The organism is uncultured Sphingobacterium sp. (assembly GCF_964277905.1).
Taxonomy (GTDB): domain Bacteria; phylum Bacteroidota; class Bacteroidia; order Sphingobacteriales; family Sphingobacteriaceae; genus Sphingobacterium; species Sphingobacterium siyangense.
In genome coordinates, this window is sequence record NZ_CAXYKD010000008.1 from 21,774 (window position 1) to 43,041 (window position 21,268).

Genomic DNA, 21,268 nt, shown 5'->3' on the forward strand with positions numbered 1-21,268 from the left:
AAATTCCATAAACGGAGAAAAAAAAATTACAATTTCAACCTACCTTTGATTGAATCTATAACTTCAGTGTCCGAGGGAAAGTCACCAGCTCCCGAACCGCTGGAACGATTGACCAAAGGCGGCTCCTCACCATATAGGGTATCGCGGGCGATGACTACCTCCTTGTCGAGATCTACATAGCTAATAATATAATTGCGCTGATAAGCTTTATCTTTTTGACCGATCTTATTGACGTACTCTCCTTTTTCCTGCATGTCCATCGCTATCATAACAATGCCTTTGACAGCATCACCGGGATAATTATCTACTGTTCCCAATGCCTCGTTCCATTTTTCCTTATAAGTTATTCCCAAATCACCGGCACCGCCATTTTCAAGAATTAGACAGCTCTTCCCCCAATCAACTGCGGACAATTGTACTGGATATTTATAAATAGCGGTATGATCGCCAAAACCAGCTAAAATTCGGGAAGATAATTGTTCTGTTTTTTCCTGATCCGCCTCCATATTTCCCAAAAGACGGTAAGCCCATATACCGATACCAATTACTGCAACCAATACCAGGCCTACAAAAGTGAATATTGCTTTCTTATTTCCCATCGTTCAATTTTATTTAATTAATTACCAATCAAATATACTTAGTCTATATGCTCATTTCCACCCTTTTTACAATTCGCTTGACCTGCTTTATTATTTGCAGCGCTTGCTTAAATAAACGTTATAAAAAAACAAATACTCGAACCTTTGCAGTCCAAGTTTTCAACAACATGAGATAATAAGAGCTGCCACTATTTTATTTTTATCATAAATGATGATTCACCCAATTCATACTGACACATAGCTGTCACATAGTGGTTATATCTTTGTTTAACCTTAGCAGGAAAACAAATACTAAACGAAAAAACAATTCCAGAGCAAAGGCTATTAGTAGGATAACTAATCGAATTTTAAATTATTACAGAAAAAAAAACATGGAAACATTACCACAATTAAAAGAAGAATTAGCTAATGAGTATCAAATTACAAAAAACTTCATTGCACTTTTCCCTGAAGGCAAGAATGAATATGTCCCACATGAAAAAAGCATGAAAATGATGCGTCTGGCAACCCACTTAGTCGAAGTTTTCGAATGGCCAAGCACCATTTTAAAGACTTCAGAACTTGACTTTGCCAAAAGTGCTTATGTGCCAACAAGTCTATTGACTCGGGATGATCTCTTAAAAAAATTGGACGAAGATTACGAAGCCGGAAAAAATGCTTTAGAAACAGCTAAGGAGGAAGACTTAATTCCAAGCTGGACCATTAAAAATGATGGTCATGAACTGGCAAGCTGGAGCAAATACGGTGCTATTCGTCACTCATTAAACCAGATTACACATCACAGGGCACAATTAGGTGTTTACTATAGACTCAATGATATTCCCCTTCCAGCAAGTTATGGTGCCTCTGCCGATTCACAGAATTTCTAAAAAGCTAGCTGCTGGAATGAAAATACGACATATAGATGTCGTATTTTCATTCTACGCCGGACAATATGTATGTGCGACAACACCACCTGGAAAAACTTGCACATTCACGAGCTTTAGATCGAGAAATCTAGAAAGACCGTCGAATATAGGCAGCCCAGTACCCAATGCAATTGGATGTGTGATCAGATGATATTCATCAATTAATCCGGTTTCAATTAAACTTCGCATAAATTCAGCTCCGCCATGGGCCAATAATGGCTTACCAGACTCTGCTTTTAATTCTTTAATTCCTTCAATGAGACCTGCATCAAAAACCCGGGCATTCATCCAAGAGGAATACGCAGGAAGCTCGGCATTGTGAGCAAAATCTTCTGTTTTGGGATGATAGCCCTTTTTTGTAAAGACCGCTTTAGGGATTTCATTCATTGCTGCCGCAAAAGGATTTGTTGAAGCAGGCCAATAGGAAGCCATTACTTCAAAGGTCTTTCGGCCCATTAGATGAACGCCGGCAGATTCACAAATATTTAAAACCCATGCGCTAGAATGATCATCGCTACTTTTAAACATCCAATCAAGTTCACCGTGGATGCCCGCAACAAATCCATCGATGGAAACAGACATTTTCATTATTAATTTCCGCATAACAAAAAGTTTAATATTTAATAAAACAAATCCAATTCAAAACTGGGTTATTGTCTATCAAAAATAAACCATTTCAATCGACGTACAGCGGGGACAAAGCGTCAATATACAAGGGCATTTACGACAGTTCTTTTTTCTGTCCTTTACCTTCCTCAAGGGTAAGCATAAAATTCAAATAGTGCTTTTTCTTCGCGAAATGCTGATCATCCAATAACTTTTTATAGGCCGATATCGCATTAAAAAGGATTTGAAGGTTATCCTCGTTATAATGATCTACATTAAAATATATTAAATCCCTGTTGATATACGTGTCCAATGAAGTAAGCAACGGATCATCCAATTCATCCTTACTTCCGGGAAGTGCCATAAGCGTTGCCAGTTTCTTTTTTAATTCTCCTTCCCTACGTTTGACGTCTTGCAACCTTGCCTCAATATCAGCGAAGGGCAAAGTCTGAAATATAAACCGGGTATTCTCCGTCATGTGAGCATAAAGTTCTTGTGCCTCCTCATAATTCTTGTCGAAAAAAGCAAAATCATAATATCTTCGTTCAAACTCTTCACACATCACCTGCGTATCAGCCAAGTGTGCAAAATAATAATGGATCTGCTGGTTGTAGTCGGTAATTTTATGCTCCGTATCTACAATAGTATCTTCAATTTTTTTTAGTAATTCGATGGCATCTGCAGCTCGATATTTTATACCGTCATAGTCAAAGGACTTTAATTTTAATTCGCCTTTACTGATTGCTTCAACGACATATTTATCATTTTTCAGACTATTAAGTTCATATAGTGTATCAACTCTACTATCGGCAAATAACTCATCAAAAGTCGGCTTTGTCTGTCCCTGAAAAATTGGAGTTTCACCTTTTCGCACAGGATGATTGTAGTCATAGAAATCATTGAATCTTTGATCAACAGCATACTTGTTCATTCGACTTTCAAAATCATCACTGAAAGACGTTATTTCTAACATTGATGGGGGCTGTTGATACTGTACCTGCGCAAACAATTTATCCGAAATTTGGTTTGCTACCGCAGCATGATTAGCTAGTAATTCAATAGCAGGTGCGTTGTTGGCTTCTTGCTTAACAATATTAAGTTTCTGTAATGCTTTTACCCGATCTTCATCCGATGGATGGGACGACCATTGATCTTCAAGATTTAACTTCGATTTATCATATTTTTTTAAAGTCGCCAATTCGATCTGAGGAAAACCATTTTGCACTTGATACCTATTGCGTTCCGCAAACAAGAGCATGACACAACGATGCTCTGGATAAATATTACGACTACGGATATTTTCAGAAAATTTGGTATCATAGAAAGTAAGTACATTATTTAGTGCATGGTTTGCAAAACCCAAACGTAAGAGCGAGTCAGCCAAAGCCCGGGAACCAGCCACATGTGCTGCAATTTCATCCGCATGAAATTCCATCTCTCTTGATAACGCCAAATAATTGAGATTTACATATTCATAAAGATGCTTCAAAATATGCTGAATCTGTTGAATAATAAACATCGATATACCAATAAAAATAGCAGAGTACCCACTGATGTTACCCCATTTACCAAACATATTATCCAGCGATTCATTCTTATACAGCATATTGTAGATAATCTGATTAACATGGTAAACATAGCTACCCACTTTCATGCTTTTTTGTGAGAAGTGGCCAAACTCGTGTGCAAGAATAGCCTTTAGTTCCTGTTGAGTAACTGCATTCACCATCCCCACACCAATCTGAAGATTTTTCTTAATGGGTAAAAACATGCTCCAAAAACTAGAGTCATAGAATACAGATGCATTGACATCATGCGATAGAAAAACTTTCTTTGGAAAGCTTGTGTCAACTTCCTTTACCACCTCATGAATAAGTGCAAATAACTGTGGTTCGTCGCTCTCATATATCTGTGTAAGATGCCCGGTATCAACTTTTGTTGACGCAAAAACAAATTTTAACAAAAAGAAAAGTATGGTCAGACCTGTAGCGAGTAAGCCCAAACATAATACTGCGGTTAAAAACATAGGCTTGGCAGTGAACATCAATAGTCCCAATAAAGTAAAACCAACAGTAATACCTATTGCCAAGAGTAGCAGAATAACATAAGTAACCGCAAAAACAACAATAGATAAAATTGTTTTACGCGCATGTTTTCTAAAGTTTGTAGATACTTGTACGTTCATAAATTGTTAATAAAGCAAGGATAATTGACTATATAAATCTAAAAAATAAAATCCATTTGCCTATAAGTTTACATCAAATCAAAATTGTAAACCTATCCGACAAAATACCAATCAATGCTTTCTACCGCAAAACTTGCGTACATCTTATATTGCTAATAACCTTTTTTTAAAGAAACTTCATGGAGCAAAGATCGCCCCTCAACCATTCTTCGATAATTATCCACCACTTGTAAGACGGAAGATCCAATATTTGTCCTACTAGCAACATGCGGAGTTATCACAATAGGTGGGCAATCCCAAAATGGATGATCTTGCGGTAATGGTTCCTGATGAAATACATCAAGATAAGCTTCAGTAATTTTTTTTCCAGCAATTGCATCCAACAAATCATTTTCCACGAGATGTTCTCCTCGACCAACGTTAACGAGTACAGTTTCTTTGGGACACAAATTGAAGAAACCACGATTTAGAATTCCTTTTGTTGCATCGGTCAATGGTAGTATATTAACAATAAAATCCGTGCTTTCAAGGGCAGCACGAAGTCCTTTCATTCCAGTAAACGAACTTACTCCCTTAAGATTTTTAGGTGAATTGGACCATCCATTTACGTTGAATCCCAATTGGACTAAACCTTCAGCCACATAACCACCAATTTCGCCTAATCCTAAAATAGTAACCCTGGTTTCACCAATTGATTTGTATAGCAAGGGCTGCCAATTTTTCTTTTCTTTTTCGTTTATATAAGTCGAAAACTTCTTCATCGAATGCATTAAGCAAGTCAAAACATGTTCAAACATATCTCTTTTCAACATGGGATCGATAATCCTACAAATGCGGAGATGTGATGAAATACTTTTGGGAAAAAGATGATCTATTCCGGCGCCACCAGATTGGATAACTTTTAAGTTTGGAAAATGAGTGTAATAATCTGCTTCTGGTTTCCAGCAAAGCGCAAATTCGACCGCATCATAATTTTCAATCTCAGGGAAGATCTCCACCTTTATTTCAGGTAAATATTTATTGATTTCGACCTTCCACTCCTCGGCTCTGGCTCTATTCAGTATCAATGCTATACTCATACTTTGTTCGTTTACACGAAAATAACATTTTATGCCTATCTATCGTTTGCTTTCTTTGGGTATTCTTAGTCTTAACGTATTTAAAAATATCATGATGATTTCTTTTGTTCAAACAAACCAGCGGGTAGCTGGCTGTCGAAATTAGCTGAAACAACCGATTCTATTAAAAAACAAAGTTTAAAATCTATTTTAATCGTAAATTCGTAGAGGACATCCATAAATACAAATTCAGATGGCACTCAAAAACCGAATTATCCTAATAAGCCTAATCATTTTCAAATTCATCATGCAATACCAGTTGATTAGCCCAACCTACGAATTGCAGCGCGACGAATTCTTACATGTAGATCAAGCAAACCATTTAGCTTGGGGATACCTTTCCGTACCGCCATTAACATCGTTGATTTCCTATCTCATCAAAATACTGGGCAATTCTGTCTTTTGGATCAAGTTTTTCCCTGCACTTTTCGGAGCCTTAACGATTCTTATCGTCTGGAAAACAATAGAATCGCTGAAAGGAAATCTGTTTGCACAGCTCTTTGGAAGCTGTTGCATTATGTTTTCTGTGCTATTCCGTTTGAATGGTTTGTATCAACCTAATTCTTTTGATGTCTTATGTTGGACTTCCATATACTATTGTATAATAAAGTATTTAAATAACAAACAATCCAAGTGGTTATTTTATATGGCTATTGTTTTTGCGCTTGGATTTCTGAATAAATACAACATCATATTTCTGATCTTAGGTTTGATCCCCGCAGTTGCTTTGGTTCCGGAACGAAAAATATTTACAGAAAAAAAATTATATTACGGAATACTCATTGCCCTACTAATTATCCTTCCTAATTTAGTATGGCAGTACCGCAATAACTTCCCTGTATTTGTTCATTTCAAAGAGCTTCAAGATACACAACTTGTCCATGTTAACCGATGGAGCTTCGTACGGTCTCAATTTTTGTTTTTTTTCGGAACCTTTCCCGTCCTCATTCTTGGATTATATGCACTGCTGAAATATCCTGCATTTAAAACATATCGCCTATTCTTCTACTCTTTCTTTATCACCCTTGGAATCTTCTTATTTCTAAGAGCGAAAGATTATTATGCAATAGGTCTTTACCCAATATATTTTGCTTTTGGCGCAGTTTATATTTCATCACTTTTGGAAAATAAAACTGGTCAGATTTTAAAACCTATCTTGATCGTTTTAACGGCGATCCTATTTCTTCCAGTCTATAATATTGCATTCCCCAATAGAAATCCAGCATATTTTGTGAACCATCCCGATAAATACAGAAAATATGGTATGTTGACATGGGAAGATGGCAAAGAGCATCCACTCCCACAGGATTTTGCAGATATGTTGGGATGGCAAGAACTTGCTAGAAAAGTCGATAGTCTCTATGACCAAATACCTAGATCAGAAAATACCCTTGTACTTTGCGACAATTATGGGCAGGCCGGCGCCATCAACTATTATTCCAAACGAGGAATTAAAGCTGTTTCATTCAACGCTGACTACATCAATTGGTTTGATTTGAATAAAGCATACAGCAATGTGATTCGAATTAAAAACCGCTGGGAACGAGAAAGAGAACTAGCAGCAACAAGTCCCTTCTTCAGCAAATCAATGCTGGCCGACTCCATCACAAATACCTACGCAAGAGAATATGGTACAGTGATCTTCACTTTTATTCATGCAAAAATCAATATCAATGAACGTATCTCCGAAGAGATTGCATCAGAAAAAACAGCGAAGAAACTTCCTTTGTAAATAATTCATTTTTTAAGCGATCAGGCCTGCTCCAGTCTATTTTTTTAGTAAAAAAAATAGTATATTTAATTCAATAGCCAAAAGCTTCCGGCGCGAATGATACTTGTCATATATATTTTGGTATCATCACTATGCCATGGAACTTAACACGAAATTAACAGGATAATTATGCGCTTTTTGAATTTCTTGAAAGGACAAAGCAATTTGAGACAGATTGACGTTAGTGAGGACGATGATTTTGTAGATTTACAACTGACCGTCACAAAATATTGGAAAGATGATGACGAACATCATATTGTCCAAGCTAAAGGGCTTTGGGGTAGAGAGACGGTTGGTTTGGCAATCGCCTTTCGTCCTGATATGAAATTGGGTATTGTCGATACCGAAGTCGATAAACAAAGGTTTTATCGCGAAGGGATTAATTTCTATTCAATTGGCAAATTAAGTGACAATTTTACCAAAGCTTTAAATAGCCTCTTTAAAATCGATGGTAAATCCTTTAAAATGCACGATAATATTGGATCTACCGCGTTTATCGTCAGTGGACACCCGGAATATTTTGATGAGGAATATATTAAAGCTAAAGTTTTCTTTGACGACGCAAATGAAAAACATCATTACGCGGAATGGTATGTCAACATAGATTTAAAACACAATATTCTCGAACTTCGAGAAAAAGACCCCGGATATAGAAAAAACATCATTAGTATCTTGACAAATGTTTAAATTTGAGGGTGAATTCATCAGCCTCAAAAAAAAATAATACCATCCCATTAAATTCATTTCCTAATGAGTTTAATTTGGGAATGGCTATAAAAAGGAATGCTGTCAGAAATTTAGAGTTAGCCAAAATAAGTCAGGCACATCGTGATGATTTCTATTTATTTTTCATTCTCGAAGAGGGAAATGGAATATTTGAAGTAGATTTTCAGCGGTATCAATTAGGTTCCTCCTCCGTAATGATCATCCAGCCTTATCAAGTACACCGGGGAATAGCCATGGATTACAGCGCTTTTAGTGTCTTAATGATCAGTGTAGAAAATCTAAACTCGGATTACATAAACGCTCTAAAAGATATTACGGGGATTGCTCCCATCGAAATTGATCAGGATACATTAGCGGTCTTATCCCAGACTGTAGACACCTGTTTAAAAATTAACGAAAGAAGACACGAAAAACTATATACTGCGCTAATGAAAGATAGCTGCAATACCATTGCGGCTCTTATTATCTCACAATATTTAATACAATCAACTAAAAGTGATGCACAGTCTCGATTTGAAATTATCAGCAAAGAGTTCGCTTCGCTATTAGATAAAGAATTTATTGACATTAAACAGCCTAAGCGATATGCCGAGAAAATGAAAATATCTACGGCCTATCTCAATGAATGTCTAAAAAAGACAACCGGAAAGCCCGTTACTTATCATATTCAGCAACGTGTTATATTAGAAGCGAAACGTCTGCTCTATCATTCAAAGAAATCTGTAAAAGAAATAGCGGTGGAGCTAGGTTACGATGATCATCCTTATTTTTCCCGTTTATTTTCGAAAGTAACCGGTATGACAGCTCTTAACTTTCGAAACAGAAACCTTGAATAATCCAATACTTACCACTTTTTATCTCTTTTAAACTACAGCAAATTGATATTTCTTTGTGTTAGAAAGCTTGGTTCAGCCTATCGGTAGCGACAAGTTGAACAGCATATTTAATTGATTACCTAAATCCGACAGAAAGGAGATTTTAGTCCATTAAATATCAAGAAGAAAACCACAGGTAAAACAAAACACAAATGAGATATTTCATCACTGAGCCCGTAGGGCATATCAAAAACGATTTATTTTTTGAAGTCGCAAATTTTCTTTGGGACAGTGGAAATGAAGTTGCTTTAGGAAAAAACAGGATATGCGACTGTGAAAAAATGCAACATGACGACTACGATTATACCATTTCGCTGGTCTCCAATAATGAAACTGTTGAATCGTTATTTAAAACACACTACACGATCCTAGGCAAATATTTTGACAAAATTGATAGCAGCAATCCAATGCTAATATTAGCAAATACGGGTATTTATACAAATGCCCTTCCCTATCCCCATAAGATTTACAGTTTTGAAAAATTGGATAGACAGGCTTTAGTCAGTTTTTTTGACTGGTGCAAAAAATTCAATTTGTTTGTTAGGAGAAGATAAACACAGCTCGACCACTAAATATCAGAATATGCGGCGGGGTATAGCATCACTTTTATACTCTTTGATACGTTATTCTGATATTGCGGTAAATCCTGCATTGGTTTGTATAAAGGTCCAAAATCTTTCCAATGTGTATTCCTGTCTTCCATACTTTCGAATGCCGCCAGATACATCAGCTTGGGCATCATACTACCGGCAAGCACCTGTCCATAAAAAACAGCATTAAAATTCAGTTTTTTGAAAATATCGATTTCCCCGTTGTTAAACATGTCTATCTTTTTCGTAGACAGTTGCTCCGTTGCGGCCTCATAAATGCGTAGTTCATAAATGCGTTTATTTTTTTTCAGTTTTCCACATCCAAAATACGGGTTTATACTTATTAGAATCGGTATTTTAACCATATTCTCGCGATGGCATTTTATTTAATTTAGCTCCACCTTTTTTAAAGCTGCAACATGTCAAATAAAACAATACTGATGTTGGACGATGATAAACATGTCCTTGAAATATGCACAATAATCCTCGAAACAAATGGCTATAATATGGCCGTCTCTGAAACTTCTCATGATATTATCGAGAAAGTAGAAGAGGTACATCCTGATTTAATTTTGATGGACAATTGGATACCCAAAATAGGCGGTGTAGAAGCCACACGGTTACTCAAAAATCATCCCTTATATCGCAATATCCCTGTAATTTATCTATCCGCTAATACCGATATCGAAACGCTAGCCCAGCAAGCGGGAGCAGACAGCTATCTCGCTAAGCCTTTTGATCTAGAAGATTTAGAAAATAGAATAGCTGAACTACTGTAGTTCTATTCTTATATTTCAGCACCATTACGGAAATGCTACTCGTGAAACTTATATTTTAATACTCTACTTGCGTATAAGGCTACATTGAAACGAATAGGATCATGTGTTGCTTTAATACAATTGTGGCTTATTCAATTGCAAACATATATCGTCATAGTTGTCGCGGCATAATCATCGGGAATCAGCAATTTGGAATGAATGCAATACCACATTTGAAGTATAAATAATAATAATAATAATAATACATACTTTCGCATTATAGTATTAGAAATAATCATTAAGACAGCATTAACTACGCTATGTCAGAGTCCGTTTTAACATTTCAATCAGGTTCATTCCATATACGTCAGCTGACAGAGCGCGAGTCCCCACTTTATAAAGCGATGCGTATCGAGTCAATTCAAACCGAACCTACGCTTTTTCGACGGAGCACTCCTCCTGAAATAGAACTATCTGATATGGATTGGGCAGAACGCATAAGATATCCACGCATTGTTTTTGGTCTTTTCGAAAGTGAAAAAATGATTGGGATAACCAGCATGCTGTTGCTGAATAAAGAAGAAGCCTACTTTGGTCAGTCTTTCATACAGCCACAGTATAGAAAATTAGGTCTATCGAGTCTTTTGTATAAAATAAGAATGGGGTGGGCCTCCGCGAATCAATTAAGAAAACTGACTATAAGCCATCGTGAAATAAATATGATTTCAAAAGCCGCTATCCAAAAAGCCGGTTTTCATTATAGTCATAAAGAATTTGTACAATGGCTCGATGGAACAAGTGGTTACTCCATGTATTATAGTCTATTCCTATAGTCAGTAAGGCAAACTAACTTGATTGTTAATCAATTCCGAGAAACCAAGATAGGGTAAAATAATAGCTTTTCCATCCTGAATGCGTATATTGAATCGATTTATGTTTCATTTAATGCTGTGTTTATACGGATGAAAAAACTAATCTTGAGCATATTCTTTTTAAGTAGTTTAGCCTTATATGGCCAAAAAAAGGCAATAAAAGACAGTTTTACAGCAAAAATTCAAGAGCTAGAAGGCGATATAAATCATGATGGTTATCCAGATAAAATTGTTCTTGCCATGGACACTTCAAATACAGCAACACCAATTAAAACGCAGGTATTTCTGTCCAAACCCAACGGAAAGCTACGATTGGCCCTCTCTTCAACGACGATGATCCAACCCCATTTTCCGCTGCCCAACTTCGCTATTGAAAATGGTCAGCTTCATATATTAGCCGATATCACAGATGGGCATGCCAACTATACATTTCGTTGCAGAAATGGAAATTTTGAATTGATCTACCTAGAAAAAGGAACCTGGGATGGCAAAAATACAACGACTGAAATCCAATTCAACTTGTTGACTGGAATAAAAATTGAACAGGTAAAAGCGCTAGGGTCCGAAGAGAATCTACAAGAAAGAAAAACTACGATAAGAATTAATCCCTTACCGTTACTGCAAGAGCTCAATCAATTTGATGCCCCCTCATTTAGGCTCAATAAAACTCCTTAGCCCAGCAAAAACAATCGATACGATTCTAAAAAAGAGATAGCCCACCAGCCATTTTATTGGCTTTCGAGACTTTCCATAAACGCAATAATATCTTTCATTTCCTTTTCACTCAGATGCAAATTTTCATCTGACAATGTCTGATTGGATAATTTGATTCCCAATCCTGCCCCTCCCCCATTATTATAAAATTCCATGACCTCATCCAAGGTCTGATAGATCCCATTGTGCATATAGGGAGCAGTTTTCTTTACATTCCGGACAGAAGGTATTTTAAAGGCATATTTATATGAATCAACACCTATGATATCATAGTACCCTAAATCTGAATCCAGCACAGAATCTTTCAGGGATTTTGGTACCCCCAGGACTTCGACTTCGCTCTGAATAAATTTGGGCGGTGTAACACCGTTGAATAAAGGCAGGAAATGACAGGTCGCACATTTTCCCTTGCCCATAAATAAATTAAACCCATCCACTTCCGTTTTGGACAATGCGTTCTTATCCCCACGCATATAATCATCAAATCGGCTATTGATTTTGGTCAGGCCACGAATATAAGAAGCAAGTGCGTTGCTTACCTGCTCAGCTGAGATCGGGCCATCCGCTGTATTGAATGCTTTATTAAATAATGATCGATAGATTTTATCCGAAGAGACGTATTGAACGATGTCAGTTACCGAGCCGTCCATTTCCTGCTTATTACCAATAACATCGTGTATCTGATCTTCCAGCGTCAACGAACGCATATCATAGAAGTAGTTGGACTGTAAGGCCGCATTGAGCAAAGTAGGCGTATTGCGTTTGAGTAAACGTCCCGAACCATGAATGTCCACTTGTAAGTTCAACCCATCTGTAAATGCGCGATTAGGATGATGGCATGAAGCGCAACTTCTCGTATGTGTCCCCGACAAAGCAACATCATAAAACAATTTCTCGCCCAATACGGCCTTTTCATTGCTGAAGTGGAATTTCGGCCCCGGGCTAAAGGCATCTACATTAAATGCATTCAGATCAAACATCGTATTGACGTCTTGCCGAAGCATTCGATTGTATCTGATTTTAGGGCCTGGAAGATTACGTTCCAACTGTGCTATCTCCGTACTGATGTTGTTGGCAAATTGGGTAATGAATTGCGCCCTATCGAACGATTCAAATTCCGCGTGTTGTTGCAGGTATTTGATCGCTCCTGTAAGCATCAAAGCGAGCGTTTCTTTTCTATCTTCATATTGCAAAAGAATTTGCTGTAAACTGCCTAATGCAATGGAAGACTCGATCATACTATTTCGAGAAAGCGCATTATCAAAACCAGTAATTCCTAAGGAAATAATCCGAAACACCTCCAATTTTGTCGCATCTAAAATACGCCAGTCTTCCAATTGATGATCTTCAAAATAGGAAATCAAATAATCCGTATTGGTTATCAAATGTTCGATTTCACGAATTAGCTTTTGCCTATTGCTATTATCGTAAGTGGGATAAATAAGCTCTTCGATCACCTGCAATCCAATAGGCTCCACCCCCCTGGACAAAGAGGGATCCAACAAATCCGCATTTTCAACTTCCTCCACCGGAGGTCCATTTAACCTTCTGGATAGATCTGCAGTAAAATACTCCGAAGCCCATTCAAACTTTTTAAAAAGTAGCCTTGTTTTCAAAAAGGCTCTTCTGAGCCGTAACGTATCCACTGTACCTCTCTGCACTTCGGCATTCAGTGTATCCCTGATATATGTCCTAAAAGAAAGCATCTGACCCAGTACTTCTTTCTGAATCAGATGCTCACGGGCATTGCCCTCTTTTTGTTTTGTATAAACAGGCTGCCCTGTAGTAAATCCGAGGGTAAATACTATTACAACCAATAATATAAAAACGACAACCTTTTTACACATAGTTCAATTCCTATCTCTCGATATAAAAACCGTCTATTTGAAAACGAGCGCATTTCTAAAGGGATTTGCCTTTCTATCTCTTTCAGCTAGAGGCTCTATTCCCCAGCGTTTTTCTATAAATGAAAGGATGCTCACTGTTTCATACGGCGTATGATCCACTACACCACGTTTAGCAAATGGTCCAATGACAATTGCCGGGATACGGCTACCAGGTCCCCAGCGGTCAACGACGGGTGGGTTAACGTGGTCAAAAAAACCACCAAATTCATCGTAAGTCAAAATCACCAACGCATCTTTTGCATTCGGTCCCTCCAATACAGCATTGATCAAATTAACGGCAAGTTGTTCTGATGAATAGACTGCCGAACTTCCAGGATGCTCATCATTGCCTCCACCTGGTTTAACAAAAGATACACTAGGAAGCGTTCCTTCTTTTGCGGCCTTGATAAAATCGTTTTGATCCTTCATGTGTTTTCGTCCTTCCTTACCATCCTCATAATTAGCAAAATATAAAAAAGGCTCATGATTGTAAGCAAAATTATTTTTACGTTCGGCAACAGCGTCATCCCAGCCTTCTGAATACCAAGCCCAACTTACATTTTTCTCTGTCAGGCGATCGCCAATGGTCGGCATAGTCTGAGAAGGTAATAATTTGGAAGTATCCGATTTCGCGGGATAAGGTTTGTTGCGAGAAAGCACATGATTGATCGCATAACCGTCTGGCGTAACCACACCATCCTTAATCATCTTTCCATTTGCATCGAGTTTAGCAACCATTGAGCTTGGTGCATCAGGCCAAACAGGAATAGCTGCGGAAATCATATAAATATGATTTAAATAGGATCCGCCAAATACACTCTGAAAGAAATTATCACACAATGTATACGCTTTAGCAAACGGATACAAAGGTAGCTTCTCTGTATTGTAATAACCCATCGCTAAACCTTTGGAATCATTATAGAGTGCAAATTTATCCATTTTTCCACCATTGATCTGCAATTGATTATGATAAAAACGGTGTGTAACATCGGGCGTCGCCTTATCCGAAGGTACATACTGGTCTATATTAAAAAATTGATTGGGTAGATTGGTTGGAAAGGAATTATTACGTGGAATTTCGGGGAGGTATTGATAGGCTTTACCATTCTCGTCTACCTGTAAAAAATCCCCCTTTTTGACATTTGCTATGCCATTGGCTCCCTTGAATTCACCATAAAGATTATCAAAACTATGGTTTTCCATATAAATAACAACTACATGGTTAATTTTTTTGATACCTTCATCAAAGGGAATCTCTTGGTGTCGGGCGTTTTTGGTAACTCCGCAACTGCTGATACTCAAAACTCCAAGAGACAAATAAAGTAAGTGTTGTAACCGCATCCTGTCTTCTTTTTAGTAGGTTAGACTGTAATTTCTAGAACAAACTTACAATTATTATCGTTTTCATAACCTATAATCAAAGGGATTTGCTACCAACGTATCAGGTTCTTTACAGGCATCCTCCCTCTTATCACTAAAAACAAAGACCCGTTTACCTATTAGATCGTAGCTTCCACTTCCTCATTCTTGGTATAAAGTTTACTCCTGTAGGTTATACCCCACTTGGTAATCTCATCGATAATTGGACCCAAAGTTTTTCCGCACTCGGTCAATTCATACTCCACCGTCAGGGGTTTGGTATTTAATACTGTTCTTCTGATCAGCTGGTTCATTTCTAAATCCTGCAGTTCTTTAGACAACATCTTCGCACCTATCCCATCAACTTCGCGCAGCAGTTCCATAAAGCGTAATTTTTCGACCAACAATAAGGTACCAATAATATGAAATTTCCATTTTCCGGCTAAGATCTCCATGGTATCGTTAATGGCCAACACACGTGTTTTGCATGCACCTGACGACGTTAAAGTTGCTTCCTTTTTCATTTCACTATTTTTTATTCATGTATTGCCCACCCTCACAGGCTTCCTTATCCCGATACGATCAACGATAAATGAACACACAAGCAAAGCTTGGACCACGACATGATTTCTTTATTCTTACAAAAATACGCATTTATAAAGTTACAGACCACTATCTTTTTGGAAAGTAGTTTCTTTAAGGAAACTGATACCAAAAATAAACTATCTATCATCTACCTTTGTATCGGCAACATCAGAAGGTGCAAATTGGCACAGTTGATGCTGCAAAATGTAAAGTGTAAATAACATATAAAAAATAAAACGATTAAAAATGAAAAAGCAATTAATCTCGGGTTTAGCCCTTATCCTGTTGTTAGCTTCTTGTCAAAATACAAATGGCGACAAAGCAACAACAACAACTGCTCAGGAAGTAACTGAACAAAAAGGACAGACTTACACTGTTGAAGCAGATAAAAGCTCATTAAAATGGACTGGTTACCATAAAGGTGGTTTAAACCCAAGATATGGTGTTTTGAAAAGCGAAGGAACACTTTCAGCTGAAAATAATGCAATTACTGGTGGTACTTTCACGATCGACGTCAATTCTATTCTGACAGATACAGCTTCTGTAGATCCTGCAACATCCGGTGGCAAAAAATCCTCAGATTTGGATGCACATTTAAAAAGTGCTGATTTCTTTGACGTAGCAAAATATCCAACTGCAAAATTCGAAATCACCAAAGTTGGTCCATTCGATGCAGCACAAGGAAAAAGTGTTGTTGCTGATGCGACAAATACGGTGAGTGGTAACTTAACCATCAAAGATAAAACGGTGAATGTAACTTTCCCTGCCAAAATCACATTCAATGGTGACGAAGTAACATTCTATTCTAAATTTACGATCCAAAGACAAGATTGGGGTCTTTCTTACGGTACAGAAGGTAATCCACAAGATTGGATGATTGCACAAAATGTTGACATTGAACTTAATGTCACTGCAAAAAATGCGAAATAGTTTTCAATAGCGTTTAGTCGCTTATAGTAAATAGATTAATCGAGTAGGTTCTACTTGATTAATCTATTTGATTTAAATAACCTCCCAATAAGAGGTCGTCTTCATTCAGGACCTGGGTCAAGTGTGAATCTTTTAGAAGGTATAATCGGTCACTTAAATCCATTACCTGCCTAAAATAATGATCTGATATCAATATTCCTTTTCGATGTTTTACTAACTTAATATGTTCTTTAATGAGTTCAATATAAATAGGGCTAAGACCGACAAAGGGTTCATCAAGTAAAGTGATGGATTCTTTGGTATAAATGATCAATAGCGTTTCAAACAAACGAATCATTCCCAAAGATAGGCTACTCAATCGTCTATTTAAATTCTCTTGAATCAATGGAAGCTCCAGTAAATTAACATCATCTATTTGAAAAAATTGAAGAGCTTCAGAAAGCAGCAAATTTCTAGGCAAAAAACCTTCCTGAGGGAGATAGGTAATCTCTCCTGTCTGGTAGCCTTTTTCAAATTTGACACCTTTGCAACGCATGTAAGCAAAGTCCGCTTTGATACGTCCAAATATGACGTTCATCAGGGTAGATTTCCCACTACCATTTCTACCCAAAATTCCGACTACTTCATGCTGCGCACATTTCAAATAAAGCCCCGAAAGAATGCTCCCGCCGCCACGACTAAACGATAAACTATCTATGTATAACAGCTCATTAGATAAATTTTCAGACTCCAACATAAAATTATAAATAACAAAAAGTCTATTACAGTAAGCCTTATCAGCAGACTTATGGGAGATATATGCAAATTTTTTAGAAATACTTCTTTCTTAGGAAGATGAAAAATATATTCGGCAATAAAAGAAATAATAGAACCAATGACTTTAAACCAAAAAATGAACATATAAAATGATACCATACCGATGGAATTCGGCATAAAACGTGGCGATTGCAAAAGAATACAGCCTGTCACAAATAAGTTAAAGAGGATAATGAATCTAAAAAATTTTATACTCAACCGTATTGTCTTGATGGAATTCAATAGGAAATATATTAGCTATTTTATAATCGGCGTTATCGTAATAAACAGGTTTTAAACGCTGAAATGAATATAGCAAAAAAAAATAATCGTGCATCATTTTTAACATTCCTTAACTCCAGCGGATACACCTTAAAGGTTCATAGGATCCTTATTAATCTTCGGTTTGCTCCAATTTTTTCTTCAATCGCTGTTTTGCTTTACGAACTGCTTCTACCGAAACACACAAAAGCTCACTCATACTCGCATTACTTAAATCCAATTTGAGCAGCGCCAGTATCTTAAGGTCATTCTCGGTAACCTTTGGATAAGTTTGCCGCATTTGTGTCAGATAAGCGGGATACACTTTATTAAAAACATGTTTGAACTTTTGCCATCGCTCATCGGTCATAATGTGCTGCTGCAAAAGCGCATTCAAATTATCTGTAACTTGTGTCATGTGTGCCGGATCAGATTCAGAAATCTTTATCACTTCCTGTCTAAGTTGCTGGATGACGACATCATTTTTCCGGATGGTGTCTGTAAATTCTGTCAAGGAGTTTCGTAAAATCACAAGCTCCTGATCTAGCAATTGTTTTTCATAGGCAAGTGCAAGTTGGTCTCTCTCCAACAGTGTATTTTGCATCTTAATTTTAATTTTCGACTTATTGACTAACAATACAACTATGGCAAAAATCAAAATAAGAACAACACCTATAAACTGATACATCCGTTTTGTCCGAATCCGTTTTTCTTCCGGAGATTATATTGACGTCTTGTATGTCCATAAAGATTTTCAACGCCAAGGAATTGCACAAAAACTTTATAATGCACTGGAAACCGAAGCTACCAAACATAAAAACACTTTTTTAACCGCAGACGTAAGCAAAACAGCAAAACCTTTTTTTGAAGCAAATGGATTCAAAGTTATCGCTGAGCAGATCCAAATACGAACTGAAATCGAAATACCAAACTATAACATGAAAAAAGATCTTTAGATTCACTTCCGAATTTTAGAAATGCTCCCCATAGTCGATTACTTCAGTTTTCAAAATCAGCTTACTTTCAGTATCATTCTTTAATGTCGCTGTTGCTATTTTAGTCTTTGTATCAACATTGAACTCCAACACAGCCCCAATGCCCTTTTTATCATTAAAAAATGAATCAAAGTTTTTAAAAGTCTCAGTTTCATCAAACAAAAAACGCGCAGCACATCGGTTATTATGCTGATCATACCATTTGATGTAAACATCCTTGGGAATACCTCGAGATGCCATGTCCATATCCCGAAGACGCTCATCAAAGACAAAACGCTCTGCATTATAAAATTCAAAGTCCGCGTCGAATGTTTTAATATCGGCGGACATAACAAGTTTTGGCTGTAAAGAATACCGCGTGCGCAATTTATCCCAATAGCCATAGGGAATAGGTTTATTTGCAATAGCTTGTTGAACATCCGAAGGAATAATCGATGTATCGGACAATACCTGTTCGCGCCATTTCTGATTAAAGATATTACCGTACGCTCCATTATCCTTGGATGGGTCCGTAGCATGGATCATTACTTTTTCTGCTTGATAACGACCAATTTCGACCTGACGACGTCCTGTTCCAGTAGCCCATATCACAAGTACGCCCCCCGGAGCAAAGCCCAAAATAACCTTATTATAATGTTCATCAACAGTTTTCGTCGCCCCTTTTTCTTGGTATGCTGTACTGAATAACGTCCGCAATTTACCATAATCAATCGGACCATTCATGCGATAAAAAACATCTTCTGCAAATGAATACCAAGTAATGTCCAATGCCTTAGGCAATGACATCACCTGCTCATATGTACCGCCCCCAGCTTGCCCCCACACCGCATTGTAGTTCACGATATTACCTTCACTAAATGTAAACTCGTAATCCTCATCTTTCGGAAAGATAAAACGGCCTTTATACAACTGAACGGGATAAGCTGTTGGATTACTCATCGCACAAAACCATTTATAGCGCCCTTCTCTGATATTATCTTCTTGTGTCAGGCGTTCTTCCCTGAGGTCATTAAACTCACGTATTGTCGTTGAGAACGCGAATATAATCGGTAGCAAAATAAGATATCCAAGCAAAGTCGGAACTAGATATTTCCAGGATTTTACGGCCCATGTTATAATCACGCTACTAAAGAATGTCAGGAAAATACTGAGTGTTAAAATCAAGGGAAACATTTCCTTAATCACTCCCCCTAGATCTGCATAAAGCCGATGCTCGTATTCATCACCCAAGGTTGATAAAAAAAGAAGTACCGGAAGCAATAAAGAAAATAAGCAATAAAAAAGAAAACCATAGCCAAGTTCAAAAGCGAATTTTGGTTTCTCTAAGACCTTTAACTTTTTCCGAAAGAAATTAAAATGGAAATAAACCAAGGCGATAACAATAAAATAAGGCGAACAACAAAATGCAGCATAAACCAAATTTAAATCTGCATTCTGTACAAGTAGGGTCGCGATTAGGCTGATGATGGCAACCAAAAAAGCAGAAACTGTAGCTCTTAAAATCATTGTAATTTGTTTTTAATCAAAAAAAATCTGTTGATTTCGCCTAACCGACAACAACACACTTCAAAAATAACAAGAAATGTTTTAGGAATATAAATCGATCGATATTCAACTACATTGATCAAATATTCGATACAAAGTAGACAATATATTTTTTTCACAAGAATGTATTTAATTAACTTTTATCGGTTTTCGCCAGCATCGATATCCTGAGCCATTTCAAACACAGTCAGTAAAGGTCCAGCTTTCCCCCTCCCTCCAGCGAGAGATCGCTCGTTATCGTAAAATTTCTTCGAAAACACTCCAATCAAAGGTCCTCTAACGAAAGTCGATCAAGTTTACTAACTTCGTTTTTATTCTTCCTTCGTTTTTATTCTTCAAATCATGGATATACATAATAAAATTAGAAAAGCCAAAGAAAGTGATTCGCATATTGTACCTGAAATTATGCTCCAGGCGATGGGAGACATTATATTTCGTTTTATTCAAAAAGAAGATCCAGCTGAGGCCGTACTTTTTCTAAACCAGCTTTTTAGGCAAAAAGGTAATCTCTATAGTTATGAGAATACATTTGTCGCAATTGACGACAATGAACGTATTGTAGGCTCTTTAACCGGGTACGATGCTGATCAGTTTGTTGAATTAAGACAGCCGATTTTGGATCACATGAAGGAGCAGTACAATAATAATTTAATTCCAGAAGCCGAAACAGCTGGCGGCGAATTTTATATCGATTCAATTGCTGTTGCTCCTATTGCACGAGGTAAAGGTATCGGAACACAACTTTTACAGTATGCGATTACACATGCCAAGCAACATGGTTTTAAACAAGTTGGTCTGCTCGTTGACCTAAAGAATCCCAATGCGCAAAAGCTCTATGAAAGGATTGGTTTTAAGCTTGGTAAAAAAACGCCTTTCGCAGGAGGCGAATATTACCACATGTATATTTCCCTTGATTAAATACAGTGTTTAGCTTATTTATCGCCATGCAGGCCTTATCCCGCTAATCAGTGACCAATGGTCGATGGAACTTTTCTGTGAATGTCCCTTCTTTCCTCATTAATGTCAACTTAGGAAATGCCGCAATTCGTGTGGTCAAAGATGTACCTCTTGACAGAAGACCTGAAGAGTATTACGCTGATAATGAAGATTGGGACGATTAACAACATGATCAAACTTTTTGCGTTTATTTAGAATAATTACTGATAATACTGTATTTTTGCGCTGTTCAT

General features: G+C 37.2%; 23 protein-coding genes. 12 read left to right on the plus strand and 11 right to left on the minus strand.

What is annotated here, in order from left to right; genetic code table 11:
• Positions 1–26: 26 nt before the first annotated feature.
• A complete protein-coding gene (locus ACHWSC_RS06220; RefSeq protein WP_394676203.1) occupies positions 27–599 on the minus strand; it encodes a hypothetical protein in 573 nt (190 codons plus the stop codon).
• Positions 600–970: 371 nt separating this feature from the next.
• On the opposite strand from ACHWSC_RS06220, the gene ACHWSC_RS06225 reads away from it, so the two are divergent.
• Positions 971–1,468 carry a DinB family protein gene (locus ACHWSC_RS06225; RefSeq protein ID WP_394676204.1) on the plus strand — a complete coding sequence of 166 codons (498 nt, stop codon included), beginning with the start codon at positions 971–973 and terminating at the stop codon, positions 1,466–1,468.
• A 51-nt stretch (positions 1,469–1,519) separates the two neighbouring features.
• Here the strand turns inward: ACHWSC_RS06225 and ACHWSC_RS06230 are convergent, their stop codons facing one another.
• The 3 genes from ACHWSC_RS06230 to ACHWSC_RS06240 all read right to left on the minus strand — a co-directional run bounded on the left by ACHWSC_RS06230 (position 1,520) and on the right by ACHWSC_RS06240 (position 5,377).
• A complete protein-coding gene (locus ACHWSC_RS06230; RefSeq protein WP_394676205.1) occupies positions 1,520–2,110 on the minus strand; it encodes a dihydrofolate reductase family protein in 591 nt (196 codons plus the stop codon).
• Between the two features lie 118 nt (positions 2,111–2,228).
• Positions 2,229–4,298 (minus strand): M48 family metalloprotease, encoded by a 2,070-nt coding sequence (locus tag ACHWSC_RS06235; protein ID WP_394676206.1) that lies wholly within the window; start codon positions 4,296–4,298, stop codon positions 2,229–2,231.
• Positions 4,299–4,450: 152 nt separating this feature from the next.
• On the minus strand, positions 4,451–5,377 hold the full coding sequence (locus ACHWSC_RS06240) for a 2-hydroxyacid dehydrogenase (protein ID WP_394676207.1): 927 nt from the start codon (positions 5,375–5,377) through the stop codon (positions 4,451–4,453).
• Positions 5,378–5,609: 232 nt separating this feature from the next.
• Here ACHWSC_RS06240 and ACHWSC_RS06245 point away from each other — a divergent pair, with 232 nt between their 5' ends.
• The 4 genes from ACHWSC_RS06245 (at position 5,610) to ACHWSC_RS06260 (ending at position 9,342) form a co-directional block, all read left to right on the plus strand.
• Positions 5,610–7,148, plus strand: a complete 1,539-nt coding sequence (locus tag ACHWSC_RS06245; protein ID WP_394676208.1) for a glycosyltransferase family 39 protein — start codon at positions 5,610–5,612, stop codon at positions 7,146–7,148.
• A gap of 168 nt (positions 7,149–7,316) precedes the next feature.
• Positions 7,317–7,874, plus strand: coding sequence for a hypothetical protein (locus ACHWSC_RS06250; RefSeq protein WP_394676209.1), 558 nt, complete (start codon positions 7,317–7,319; stop codon positions 7,872–7,874).
• Between the two features lie 8 nt (positions 7,875–7,882).
• The gene (locus tag ACHWSC_RS06255; RefSeq protein ID WP_394676210.1) at positions 7,883–8,749 is read left to right on the plus strand and encodes an AraC family transcriptional regulator; all 867 of its coding nucleotides are present in this window, start codon (positions 7,883–7,885) and stop codon (positions 8,747–8,749) included.
• 191 nt (positions 8,750–8,940) lie between these two features.
• A complete protein-coding gene (locus tag ACHWSC_RS06260) occupies positions 8,941–9,342 on the plus strand; it encodes a hypothetical protein (protein ID WP_394676211.1) in 402 nt (133 codons plus the stop codon).
• A gap of 14 nt (positions 9,343–9,356) precedes the next feature.
• Here the strand turns inward: ACHWSC_RS06260 and ACHWSC_RS06265 are convergent, their stop codons facing one another.
• Positions 9,357–9,743, minus strand: a complete 387-nt coding sequence (locus ACHWSC_RS06265) for an NIPSNAP family protein (RefSeq protein WP_394676212.1) — start codon at positions 9,741–9,743, stop codon at positions 9,357–9,359.
• 54 nt (positions 9,744–9,797) lie between these two features.
• On the opposite strand from ACHWSC_RS06265, the gene ACHWSC_RS06270 reads away from it, so the two are divergent.
• The 3 genes from ACHWSC_RS06270 (at position 9,798) to ACHWSC_RS06280 (ending at position 11,683) form a co-directional block, all read left to right on the plus strand.
• Positions 9,798–10,157, plus strand: coding sequence for a response regulator (locus ACHWSC_RS06270; RefSeq protein WP_120336339.1), 360 nt, complete (start codon positions 9,798–9,800; stop codon positions 10,155–10,157).
• A gap of 299 nt (positions 10,158–10,456) precedes the next feature.
• Complete coding sequence (locus ACHWSC_RS06275; RefSeq protein ID WP_394676213.1) at positions 10,457–10,969, plus strand: GNAT family N-acetyltransferase; 513 nt, start codon at positions 10,457–10,459, stop codon at positions 10,967–10,969.
• Positions 10,970–11,098: 129 nt separating this feature from the next.
• Positions 11,099–11,683 (plus strand): hypothetical protein, encoded by a 585-nt coding sequence (locus ACHWSC_RS06280; protein WP_394676214.1) that lies wholly within the window; start codon positions 11,099–11,101, stop codon positions 11,681–11,683.
• A gap of 53 nt (positions 11,684–11,736) precedes the next feature.
• On the opposite strand, the gene ACHWSC_RS06285 is transcribed toward ACHWSC_RS06280, so the two are convergent.
• The 3 genes from ACHWSC_RS06285 to ACHWSC_RS06295 all read right to left on the minus strand — a co-directional run bounded on the left by ACHWSC_RS06285 (position 11,737) and on the right by ACHWSC_RS06295 (position 15,491).
• Positions 11,737–13,569, minus strand: a complete 1,833-nt coding sequence (locus tag ACHWSC_RS06285; RefSeq protein ID WP_394676215.1) for a cytochrome-c peroxidase — start codon at positions 13,567–13,569, stop codon at positions 11,737–11,739.
• Between the two features lie 33 nt (positions 13,570–13,602).
• A complete protein-coding gene (gene acpA, locus ACHWSC_RS06290) occupies positions 13,603–14,949 on the minus strand; it encodes an acid phosphatase (protein ID WP_205400640.1) in 1,347 nt (448 codons plus the stop codon).
• Between the two features lie 158 nt (positions 14,950–15,107).
• Positions 15,108–15,491, minus strand: a complete 384-nt coding sequence (locus ACHWSC_RS06295) for a winged helix-turn-helix transcriptional regulator (protein WP_394676216.1) — start codon at positions 15,489–15,491, stop codon at positions 15,108–15,110.
• Between the two features lie 307 nt (positions 15,492–15,798).
• Between ACHWSC_RS06295 and ACHWSC_RS06300 the strand changes: the two genes are divergently transcribed.
• Entirely contained in the window at positions 15,799–16,482 is a 684-nt protein-coding gene (locus ACHWSC_RS06300; RefSeq protein WP_120336333.1) for a YceI family protein, read from the plus strand.
• A 58-nt stretch (positions 16,483–16,540) separates the two neighbouring features.
• Here ACHWSC_RS06300 and ACHWSC_RS06305 read toward each other — a convergent pair whose 3' ends face one another.
• Positions 16,541–17,218, minus strand: coding sequence for an ATP-binding cassette domain-containing protein (locus ACHWSC_RS06305; protein WP_394676217.1), 678 nt, complete (start codon positions 17,216–17,218; stop codon positions 16,541–16,543).
• A gap of 453 nt (positions 17,219–17,671) precedes the next feature.
• Positions 17,672–18,226 carry a helix-turn-helix transcriptional regulator gene (locus tag ACHWSC_RS06310; protein ID WP_394676218.1) on the minus strand — a complete coding sequence of 185 codons (555 nt, stop codon included), beginning with the start codon at positions 18,224–18,226 and terminating at the stop codon, positions 17,672–17,674.
• Between the two features lie 13 nt (positions 18,227–18,239).
• On the opposite strand from ACHWSC_RS06310, the gene ACHWSC_RS06315 reads away from it, so the two are divergent.
• A complete protein-coding gene (locus ACHWSC_RS06315; RefSeq protein WP_394676258.1) occupies positions 18,240–18,494 on the plus strand; it encodes a GNAT family N-acetyltransferase in 255 nt (84 codons plus the stop codon).
• A 15-nt stretch (positions 18,495–18,509) separates the two neighbouring features.
• Here ACHWSC_RS06315 and ACHWSC_RS06320 read toward each other — a convergent pair whose 3' ends face one another.
• Positions 18,510–20,039: a DUF2931 family protein gene (locus ACHWSC_RS06320; protein ID WP_394676219.1), complete on the minus strand. Its 1,530-nt coding sequence runs from the start codon at positions 20,037–20,039 to the stop codon at positions 18,510–18,512.
• 381 nt (positions 20,040–20,420) lie between these two features.
• On the opposite strand from ACHWSC_RS06320, the gene ACHWSC_RS06325 reads away from it, so the two are divergent.
• Both ACHWSC_RS06325 and ACHWSC_RS06330 read left to right on the plus strand, forming a co-directional pair.
• Entirely contained in the window at positions 20,421–20,996 is a 576-nt protein-coding gene (locus tag ACHWSC_RS06325) for a GNAT family N-acetyltransferase (protein ID WP_394676220.1), read from the plus strand.
• A gap of 50 nt (positions 20,997–21,046) precedes the next feature.
• A complete protein-coding gene (locus tag ACHWSC_RS06330) occupies positions 21,047–21,199 on the plus strand; it encodes a hypothetical protein (RefSeq protein WP_205400634.1) in 153 nt (50 codons plus the stop codon).
• Positions 21,200–21,268: the final 69 nt, after the last annotated feature.